Origin of the sequence: Flavobacterium sp. (genome assembly GCF_025352015.1) — a bacterium.
In the GTDB taxonomy this organism is placed as follows: Bacteria; Bacteroidota; Bacteroidia; order Flavobacteriales; family Flavobacteriaceae; genus Flavobacterium.
On record NZ_JANXUG010000072.1, the window covers coordinates 22,026 to 29,425 of the forward strand.

5 protein-coding genes are annotated in these 7,400 nt (G+C 33.5%); all 5 read left to right on the forward strand.

All coding sequences use genetic code 11. The features are described from left to right. Nucleotides 1–6 precede the first annotated feature (6 nt). Genes Q0Q96_RS07145 through rfbB form a run of 5 tightly spaced genes read left to right on the forward strand, consistent with a single transcriptional unit; the run spans nt 7 to nt 7,239 of the window. The gene (locus Q0Q96_RS07145; RefSeq protein WP_293872993.1) at nt 7–2,481 is read left to right on the forward strand and encodes a tyrosine-protein kinase family protein; all 2,475 of its coding nucleotides are present in this window, start codon (nt 7–9) and stop codon (nt 2,479–2,481) included. Then, a complete protein-coding gene (locus Q0Q96_RS07150) occupies nt 2,478–3,458 on the forward strand; it encodes an SDR family oxidoreductase (RefSeq protein WP_293872995.1) in 981 nt (326 codons plus the stop codon). The genes Q0Q96_RS07145 and Q0Q96_RS07150 overlap by 4 nt, the downstream gene beginning before the upstream one ends. Before the next feature lie 9 nt (nt 3,459–3,467). Beyond that, entirely contained in the window at nt 3,468–4,859 is a 1,392-nt protein-coding gene (locus tag Q0Q96_RS07155) for a UDP-glucose 6-dehydrogenase (protein ID WP_293872997.1), read from the forward strand. Nucleotides 4,860–4,913: 54 nt separating this feature from the next. After that, the gene (locus Q0Q96_RS07160) at nt 4,914–6,191 is read left to right on the forward strand and encodes a nucleotide sugar dehydrogenase (RefSeq protein WP_293873000.1); all 1,278 of its coding nucleotides are present in this window, start codon (nt 4,914–4,916) and stop codon (nt 6,189–6,191) included. A 1-nt stretch (nt 6,192) separates the two neighbouring features. Next, a complete protein-coding gene (rfbB, locus tag Q0Q96_RS07165) occupies nt 6,193–7,239 on the forward strand; it encodes a dTDP-glucose 4,6-dehydratase (RefSeq protein ID WP_293873003.1) in 1,047 nt (348 codons plus the stop codon). The last annotated feature ends 161 nt before the right edge of the window (nt 7,240–7,400 follow it).

Consider the following 7,400-nt stretch of genomic DNA (forward strand, 5'->3'; position numbering starts at 1 on the left):
TTTTTCATGTTAGAAGTAAAAGATTTTACATTTTTTGACAAACAAAATAGCTTTGACTTTAAAGGATTTTTAATTAAAACAATTAGCTATTGGAAATGGTTTGTGGTTGGATTAATAATTGCTTTTTCTATTGCGCATCAAGTAAACGTCAGAAAACAAAAAATTTATGGTATAGAAACAACCATAGCAATTCAAGAAGAAAACAATCCTTTGTTTACTGCAAACACAAGTTTGGTTTTTAATTGGGGTGGAACTTCTGATAAAGTTCAGATGATTTCTACAACGCTAAAATCAAGATCACACAACGAAATAGTGGTTGATAAACTTCAGTTTTATACTGATTATTTTATGCAAACCAAGTATTTTTTAAAAGATGTTTACGGAGAGATTCCCTTTAAAATTATCGTAGATAAAACACAAAATCAATTGTTGGGCGAGTTTGTAAAAGTTAAAATGCTTTCAAGAACTACCTATCAAATTACAATTCCTTTTCAGTCAAATACCGCTCAAGCTATTAGATACATAAATAACAAGACATCCACAATTTATGTACCTAAAGGAGATTTTAAAAAAACCTATAGAGTAGGTGAAGATGTTAATTTGCCCTTTCTTCATTGGAAATTAAATTTAGTTTCATTCTCTGGTCAAAATTTTGGTGAAGAAATACTAGTACGTTTAAATAATTTTGATCAAACAGTTTCGGGCTGCATGGCGATTACCGTAGGTATAGATGAAAAAGCTGGTTCCATTCTCAAATTAGCGCTCAAAGGGAACAACAAAAGTAGAATGGTAGATTATCTCAATACCTCTGTCGAAGTTTTGATAAAAAGACAATTAGACAATAAAAATAAATTTGCAGAAAACACCATTATCTTTATAGATAAAACGTTGAAAGAAATGGAAGGAAATCTTAAAAATTCAGGCGATGAGTTAAAAGATTTCGGCAAAAGAAGCAACATTTCAGACATAGAAGAAGGAGGAACAACCTTCAAACAACAATTGACGGACTATGATGTCAAAAAAGATGAGGTCGAAAGAAAAATTGCCTACCTAAACACCTTAAAAAGCTATTTAAAAGGAAGTGGTAACGATTATTCAAAGCTACCAGCGCCAACAGTTGCAGGTATTGACGAACCCAATATAAATATTAATGTTTCAAAATTAATAACATTATCAATTGAAAGATCAGAGCTGGCGTATTCTATAAAAGGCGAAATGTATTATGAAAGAATTGACAATGAAATACGATCTGTTAAAAAAGTATTACAAGAAAATGCCGATTCCTATAAGAGTGCTCTATTGTACGATTTGAGTTTAGCGAATAAAAAAATTGCATCCGTAGAGGCCGAAATCACTAAACTTCCTGCAGACAAACAAGAATGGCTAAAGTTATCTAGGAAATATAATTTGAGTGATAACCTTTATAATACATTTTTGCAGAAACGAAGTGAAGCTTCCATTGTAAAAGCTTCAAATCTTCCCGATATTCAATTTATAGATCCAGCAAAAGATGTTGGAGCAGGATTATTGGGACCCAAAACCAGTGTTAATTATGTGTTAGCCTTTTTTATGGGACTCATAATTCCATTAGTATTAGTATTTTTCATCTTTTTTATTAGTAATTCAGTTCAAAATATCGAAGATATTTCTGCTCAAACGCAATTACCACTTATTGGTATTGTCGGAGTCAAGCATACCGAAAGTAATTTGTCTGTATATGAAAGACCCAAATCTGCACTTTCAGAATCGTTTAGAGCCATTCGGTCTTCATTGCAGTTTTTGTACAAAAAACAGAGCGTTGAAGGTACAAAAACATTAATGTTAACCTCATCCGTCAGCGGTGAAGGAAAAACATTTTGTTCTCTTAACATAGCAACTGTTTTTGCTTTGAGCGAAAAGAAAACTATTATTTTAGGTTTGGATTTACGGAAACCAAAAATCTTTGACGATTTTAACATTCAAAATGAATTAGGCGCAGTCAACTATTTAATTGGTCAAAATAAATTAGACGATATAATACAAAAAACTCATATTCCGTTTCTGGACGTAATCACATCAGGACCTATTCCACCAAATCCTTCCGAATTGATTCTTGGCGAATCCATGAAAATAATGATGGATGAATTAAAAGAAAAGTATGATTATATTATCTTGGATACCCCGCCAGTTGGACTAGTTTCAGATGCTTTAGAATTGTCACAATTTTGTGATCTTACATTGTATGTAGTGCGCCAAAATTTCACTAAAAAAGAAATGTTGACTCTACTTAATAATCGAACCAAACGGGGAGAACTTATAAATGTGAGCATCATATTTAATGGTTATGAAAATAAAGCAAAATATGGAGTGGGCTACGGCTATGGCTACGGCTATGGTTACAGTTATGGCTATGGGTATGGAAGTGGTTATCACGAAGACGAAGAACCAACAGAATTTTTTGCCAAATGGAAACACCGATTATTTAAAAAATTAGGTAAATGATAGGTGCAAAAACTACTATATTAATTACTGGAGGCGCAGGATTTATAGGTGCTAATCTTTGTGAGTATTTTTTATCAAAAGGATATTTTGTAGTTTGTCTAGACAATTTTTCTACCGGTCATAAACATGCAATTGAAGAGTTTTCGCAACACGAAAATTTTAAATTAATTGAAGGTGATATTAGAGACTTAAAACAATGCCAAGAAGCTGTTCTAGGAGTGGATTATGTATTACATCAGGCGGCATTAGGCTCTGTTCCTCGTTCTATAAATAATCCTATTACCACTAACGATGTCAATGTTTCTGGATTTTTAAATATGTTGGTAGCCGCAAGAGATGCTGGTGTTAAAAGATTTATTTATGCCGCAAGTTCTTCTACATATGGCGATTCAGAAAGTTTGCCAAAAGTTGAAGCTAAAATTGGAAAACCTCTTTCGCCGTATGCGATAACAAAATATGTAAACGAATTGTATGCCGAAATTTTCAGTAATACCTATGGACTAGAAACTATTGGTCTGCGCTATTTCAATGTGTTTGGAAGAAGACAAGACCCCAATGGTGCTTATGCAGCTGTTATCCCAAAATTTGTGATGCAATTAATGCAACTGCAAAGTCCTATCATCAATGGCGATGGGAATTTTTCAAGAGACTTTACCTATATCGATAATGTTATTCAAATGAATGAGTTAGCGATTTTAACACAAAATCCAGCAGCATTGAATACTGTTTATAATACCGCTTACGGCGACAGAACCACTCTAAACGATATGGTTTCTTATTTGAAAGATTATTTATCAGAATTTAATCCTGCCATTTCAAAGGTACAAGTCACTCATGGTCCCAACAGAGCTGGAGATATTCCTCATTCATTAGCAAGTATTGACAAAGCAAAAAAATTATTAAACTACAGTCCAAAATATTCTTTTCAAGATGGTTTAAAAGAAGCTGTGAAGTGGTATTGGATTCATTTAAAATAAAAAAGTATAATGAAAATTAAAAACATTTGTTGTATTGGTGCAGGATATGTTGGCGGGCCAACCATGGCTGTCATCGCTCAAAAATGCCCAAACATTAAAGTTACTGTAGTAGATTTAAACGAGGCTAGAATTGCTGCTTGGAATGATAAAGATGTTGCTAACATACCCATATACGAACCAGGACTTAATGAAATGGTTGCTAAATCTCGAGGAAAAAATTTATTTTTTTCTACCGAAGTCGATAAAGCAATTGACGAAGCAGATTTAATTTTTATTTCGGTAAATACGCCAACCAAAACCTACGGCACTGGTAAAGGGATGGCTGCCGATTTGAAACATATTGAACTTTGTGCACGTCAGATAGCCAAAGTTGCCAAAAACAATAAAATTATAGTTGAAAAATCAACCCTACCTGTTAGAACTGCCGAAGCACTAAAGAGTATTTTGGATAACACAGGAAACGGAGTTCAATTTCAAATCCTTTCTAATCCTGAATTTTTAGCCGAAGGAACTGCAGTTCAAGATTTATTAAATCCAGATCGAGTTTTGATAGGCGGAGAATCTTCAGCAGAAGGACTGAAAGCGATAGAATCTTTGGTTGATATTTATGCGAATTGGGTTCCCAAAGAAAGAATTTTAACAACCAATGTGTGGTCATCTGAATTATCAAAATTAGTAGCAAACGCTTTTTTAGCACAACGAGTATCTTCGATAAACGCTATTTCTGAATTGTGTGAAAAGACAGAAGCTAATGTGAACGAAGTTGCAAAAGCCATTGGTATGGACAGTAGAATTGGTCCTAAATTTTTGCAAGCTTCTGTAGGTTTTGGAGGTTCCTGTTTTCAAAAAGATATTTTAAATTTGGTCTATATTTCTAAAGCATTCGGATTAAATGAAGTAGCTGATTATTGGGAACAAGTTATCATAATGAACGACCATCAAAAAAAGCGTTTTTCTAAAAATATAGTACAAACACTTTACAACACCGTATCGGGAAAAAAAATAACTTTTTTAGGTTGGGCTTTCAAAAAAGACACCAATGATACAAGGGAATCGGCTGCTATATATGTTGCAGATGATTTGATTAATGAGCAAGCAAAAATTGCTTTGTTTGATCCAAAAGTTTCTCAAAAACAAGTGCTTTCTGATTTGAATTACCTTGACACCAGAAAACCAACTGAAAATGAGAAACACATTATATCCTACGATAATTCGTATGAAGCGTGCAAAAGTGCGCATGCCATTGCCATCTTAACCGAATGGGATGAGTTTAGAGACTATGATTGGCAAAAAATTTATGATGATATGTTAAAACCAGCTTTTATTTTTGATGGAAGAAATCTTCTAGATGCTGAAAAGTTAAAAACTATTGGTTTTGTATATCAATCTATTGGAATTTAAATAAATAACTATATTTGCCACCCTTTTTTAAGATTAATAAGTTAAAGAAATCTCATGAATATTAAAATAGCAGTTATCGGATTAGGATATGTTGGATTACCATTAGCACGATTATTTGCTACAAAATATCCTGTTGTTGGTTTCGATATCAATCAAAACAGAATTCAAGAACTGAAAACTGGGAATGATGCCACTTTAGAAATAGATGAAAGTACTCTAAAGAATGTATTGGTAAACTCAAGTAGCAACGCTAATGGATTGTTTTGTAGCAGTACTATTGAAGATATCCAAAACTGTAACTATTATATCGTAACGGTTCCTACTCCTGTAGATAAAAACAACAGACCAGATTTAACACCATTATACAAGTCTAGCGAAACGGTTGGGAAAGTTTTAAAAAAAGGCGATATTGTTATATATGAATCCACGGTTTATCCTGGTGTAACAGAGGAAGAATGTGTCCCAGTTTTAGAAAGAGTAAGTGGTTTAAAATTCAATGTTGACTTCTTTGCAGGGTATTCTCCAGAAAGAATAAATCCGGGAGATAAAGAACATACGGTTGAAAAAATTTTAAAAGTAACTTCTGGTTCAACTCCAGAAATTGGTCAAAAAGTAAACGAATTATATAAATCGGTTATAACGGCAGGAACGCATTTGGCACCATCGATAAAAGTAGCGGAAGCTGCCAAAGTTATCGAAAACTCGCAACGAGATATTAATATTGCTTTTGTAAACGAATTGGCAAAAATTTTTAATCTACTTGAAATTGATACCCATCACGTACTAGAAGCCGCTGGAACCAAATGGAATTTTTTACCCTTCAAACCAGGATTAGTTGGCGGACATTGCATTGGGGTCGATCCCTATTATTTGGCCCAAAAAGCACAGGAAAAAGGATACCATCCCGAAATTATTTTGGCAGGAAGACGTTTGAATGACAGCATGGGCGAATATGTAGCCTCGCAAGTTGTGAAGCTGATGATCAAAAAAGGAGTTACTATTAATGGAGCAAAATTGTTAATGTTGGGAATTACTTTTAAGGAAAATTGTCCCGATGTTAGAAACACAAAAATTGTAGATGTCGTTCATGCCTTGGCGGATTACGGTATTGATGTAACTATTACCGATCCTTGGGCAAAACCATCAGAAGTGCAGCACGAATATAAATTAATTACAACAAAAGAAGTACCATCTGAAACATTTGACGCTATAGTTTTAGGAGTAGCTCATAAAGAATTTACCACTATTGACTTATCTAAATTAAAAAAACCAAATGGGGTTTTATTCGATGTAAAAGGTGTTTTAAACGAAAAAGCAGACGGAAGATTATAATATGAAAAAGATTTTAATTACAGGCGGGGCAGGATTTATAGGTTCTCATGTGGTGAGACGATTTGTTACTAAATATCCAAATTACCAAATATTCAATTTGGATGCCTTGACTTATGCGGGTAATTTGGAAAACATTGTTGATATAGATAAACTTTCGAATTACACGTTTATAAAAGGAGATATCGTAAATGCTGATTTTATTAAAGATTTATTTCAAAAGTATCAATTTGATGGCGTGTTGCATTTAGCAGCCGAATCCCATGTTGACCGCTCCATTACTGATCCTTTAGCCTTTTTAAAAACCAATGTTATTGGCACAATGAATTTATTAAACGCTGCTAAAACTAGCTGGAAAGATAACTTTGAGGGAAAGCGTTTTTACCATATTTCAACGGATGAAGTTTACGGTAGTTTAGGTGCTGAAGGTTTGTTTACCGAAACAACGCCTTATGATCCAAACTCTCCTTATTCAGCTTCCAAAGCGAGTTCTGATCATTTTGTAAGAGCGTATGGTGAGACGTACGGATTGCCTTTTGTGATTACAAACTGTTCTAATAACTACGGACCAAATCATTTTCCAGAAAAATTAATTCCACTTTTTATTCATAACATTATCAATAACAAACCTTTGCCTGTTTATGGTGACGGAAAATATACTCGAGACTGGTTGTATGTAATTGATCATGCCATAGCTATTGATTTGGTTTTCCATGAAGGAAAGAATCACGAAACTTATAATATTGGAGGTTTTAACGAATGGCAAAACATTGATTTAGTTAAATTACTTTGCCGTCAAATGGATGAAAAATTGGCTAGAAATGCTGGTCAATCTGAAATGCTGATTTCTTATGTAAAAGACAGACCGGGGCACGATTTACGTTATGCAATTGATGCTTCAAAAATTAATAGAGAATTAGGGTGGAAACCATCCGTTACTTTTGAGCAAGGTTTAGAAAAAACAATTGATTGGTATTTGTCAAACGAAGAGTGGCTAAAAAATGTTACTTCGGGCGATTATCAAACGTACTATGAAAAACAGTATAGTTAATATAAATATTTTTAACAAAAAAGGCTTTAGTCTAATTTATATATGTTAAATTAATTATGTCTTTAAATTCATACCAAGCTGTAAAAGAAGTAGCTATTAAGGCTATTGTTTTGTTCACTGGGCTTTGATTTTCATTTATTATCGATTTGAGTGCATACCAG

Excerpts from the sequence above, each read along its gene's own strand:
- Q0Q96_RS07145 (WP_293872993.1), top strand. The coding sequence starts at position 7 with ATGTTAGAAGTAAAAGATTTTACATTTTTTGACAAACAAAATAGCTTT.
- Q0Q96_RS07150 (WP_293872995.1), top strand. The coding sequence starts at position 2,478 with ATGATAGGTGCAAAAACTACTATATTAATTACTGGAGGCGCAGGATTT.
- Q0Q96_RS07155 (WP_293872997.1), top strand. The coding sequence starts at position 3,468 with ATGAAAATTAAAAACATTTGTTGTATTGGTGCAGGATATGTTGGCGGG.
- Q0Q96_RS07160 (WP_293873000.1), top strand. The coding sequence starts at position 4,914 with ATGAATATTAAAATAGCAGTTATCGGATTAGGATATGTTGGATTACCA.
- rfbB (WP_293873003.1), top strand. The coding sequence starts at position 6,193 with ATGAAAAAGATTTTAATTACAGGCGGGGCAGGATTTATAGGTTCTCAT.